Raw genomic sequence first — 3010 nt, 5'->3', positions numbered from 1 at the left:
CCCGATTCCCGATTCCCGATTCCCGATTCCCGATTCCCGATCCCCGATTCCCGATTCCCGATTCCCTCTTACCGATCCCCGATTCCCTCTTACCGATTCCCAATTCCCGATTCCCGATTCCCGATTCCCGTTGGCCAACAACTCTATGAAACAGGTCAATATCAAAAGGCTATACCGTTGTTGGAGCAAATTATTAGTAACTACAGGGAGAGTGGCGACATTTTAATGAGATATACAGAGTTTTTTGCCTATTCCCTATTGCCTATTGCCTATTGCCTATTGCCTATTCCCTATTGCCTATTCCCTATTGACTATTCCAAATTATCGATTACCTAAAGTAAACAATGCAACTAATCTAATTAAAACTGCCAGATTGGCCTAATAAAAATTAACAGTAAAAACCTGAGTTTTATGAAATAATTATGTCAATTCGGTAGCTCTTTTTTATTACCATGAAACCTCTGGTTGACGGACTTGTGCAAGCAAGTAGCGTTTTTCTGTGTTCTTTACTGGGTGCAACTACAGCATTAGGACAAATTACTCCAGATAATAGCCTGGGGAATGAAAGCTCTGTAGTAACTCCCAATGTCGATGTTAAGGGTGCCCTGGCAGATTTAATTGAAGGTGGGGCGATTAGAGAAAGCAATCTCTTCCACAGCTTTTCAGATTTCAATGTGGATGAGATGGGGCGAGTTTATTTTGATAATCCTGCTGGAATTGCCAACATCCTGAGTCGGGTAACGGGAACTAATGTTTCCAATATTTTAGGGACTCTAGGCGTATTGGGTAATGCTAACTTGTTTGTGATTAATCCAAACGGTATTTTCTTTGGTCCCAATAGCCGACTAGATCTCGGAGGGTCATTTTTTGGGAGTACTGCTGATAGTGTGTTGTTTGACGATGGCACAGTTTTCAGCACATTAAATCCCAAGGAAAAACCGTTGTTGACCATTAATATTCCATCTGGGTTGCAATATGGCTCAAATCCAGGAAGTATTACTAATCAGTCTCGTCATGATTTTGGGGAACGACGTAATGGTCTTCAGGTGCGAAATGGTCAAACCTTAGGCCTAATTGGTGGTGACATTACTATTGATGGTGGTGGCTTAAGAGCAACCGATGGACGCATTGAGCTGGGGAGTGTTGGTTCTAATAGTGTGGTGAACCTGACCCCAACCGATACGAGTTTTGTGTTGGATTATTCACCAGTTCAAGGGTTTCAGGATATTAGTTTGTCCGAGGAGGCTAGAGTTGAGACCAGTGGCGAAAGTGGTGGCAGTATGCAGGTGCAAGGGGCTAAGGTGAGTTTACGCGATCGCTCTTTTGTATTTGCGGATACCAACGGCAGTGGAAGTGGCGGTGGGATAGTGGTTGAGGCTTCACAGCTCAGCCTTGAGGGTGCTTCTAGGATAACTACGGATGTAACTGGCTCAGGACAGGGGGGAGATTTGACAGTGGATGCCACTGAATCTGTTCGAGTAATTGGTGCATCGCCTGATGATATTGCCAGCGCTTTGGCAGCCAACGTCATTGAAGAAGCAACAGGAAATGGGGGAGATGTAACTATTACCACTGGGCAGTTAATGGTTTCTGATGGAGCACAAGTTTCAGCTAGCAATCTTGGTCTTGGGGACGGGGGAGATTTGACTGTGGATGCCGACTCTACTGTTCAAGTGATTGGGACCTCAGCCAATGGTCAGATTCGCAGCGGCTTGTTTGCTCTAACTCAAGGGAAAGGAAAAGCGGGAGATGTGAGTATTACCACTGGGGAGTTAATTGTCTCTGATGGAGCAGAAGTTTCAGCTAGCACAAGGGGTCTTGGGGACGGAGGAAAGTTGACTGTGGATGCCGATTCTACTGTTCAAGTGATTGGGACCTCAGCCGATGGTCAGTTCGGCAGCGGCTTGTTTGCTCGAACTTTTGGGAAAGGAAATGGGGGAGATGTGAGTATTACCACTGGGGAGTTAATTGTCTCTGATGGAGCAATTGTTTCAGCTAGCACTTTTCGTGAAGGGGACGGCGGAAATTTGACTGTGGATGCCGACTCTACTGTTCAAGTCATTGGTAGGTCAGCCGATAGTCGGTTTGCCAGAGGCTTGTTTGTTCAAGCTAATCGAAACTCAACAGGAAATGCCGGAAATTTGAATATTACTACTGGGGAGTTAATTGTCTCTGATGGAGGAATTGTTTCAGCTGGCACTTTTGGTGAAGGGGACGGCGGAACCTTGAGTGTAGATGCCTCCTCTACTGTTCAAGTGATTGGTACCTCAGCCGATGGTCAGATTCGCAGCGGCTTGTTTACTCGAACTAAAGGGACAGGAAATGCAAGAGATTTGAGTATTACCACTGGGGAATTAATTGTCAAAGATGGAGCAGTTGTTTCAGCTGGTACAAGCGGTGAAGGGAACGGGGGAACCTTGAGTGTGGATGCTGAGGAGACTATTCAACTAATTGGTACCTCAGCCAATGGTGAGTTTGTCAGCGGCTTGTTTGCTCAAGCTAATCAGAAAGCAACAGGAAATGCCGGAAATTTGAATATTACCACCGGGCAGTTAATTATCTCTGATCGAGCAGAAGTTAGTGCTAGAAGCATTAAAGAGGGGAGTTCAGCAGGGGAGGTAGAGATTAATGCCAACTCCATTTTCCTTAACAACAAAGGTAGGATCACAGCAGAAACAGCAGGAGGAGACGACAGCAATATTAAACTCTTTTCCAGTGACATCCGACTCCTCAACCAAAGCTTGATTATAACTGACGCTCAGAATACAACCACTGGGGGAAATATATTTATTGATACTGATACCCTAGTCGGTCTCGGAGATAGCGACATCACCGCCAATGCTGAAGAAGGCCCAGGAGGTAGTGTTAGGATTAATGCCCAAGGCATCTTTGGCTTAGAGTTTCGAGACGGTCCAACTCCAGGAAATGACATCACTTCCACCTCCACCCTTGGTTCATCCTTCAACGGTGACGTAATCCTCAACATCTCCCAGGTAGACCCCACCTCAGG

General features: G+C 45.8%; 1 protein-coding gene and 1 pseudogene. Both read left to right on the top strand.

Features of this window, described 5'->3' with window-relative positions; all coding sequences use genetic code 11:
* Positions 1-336: pseudogene (locus AC4II3_RS32235) on the top strand (hypothetical protein); the annotation flags it as partial.
* A gap of 116 nt (positions 337-452) precedes the next feature.
* A partial coding sequence (locus AC4II3_RS32230) for a two-partner secretion domain-containing protein (RefSeq protein ID WP_488029834.1) occupies positions 453-3010 on the top strand: 2558 nt, incomplete at its 3' end.

This window comes from Moorena sp. (genome assembly GCF_982860115.1).
Note: the sequence above shows the minus strand (reverse complement) of the source record. Positions and strands in the feature narration are given on the sequence as shown.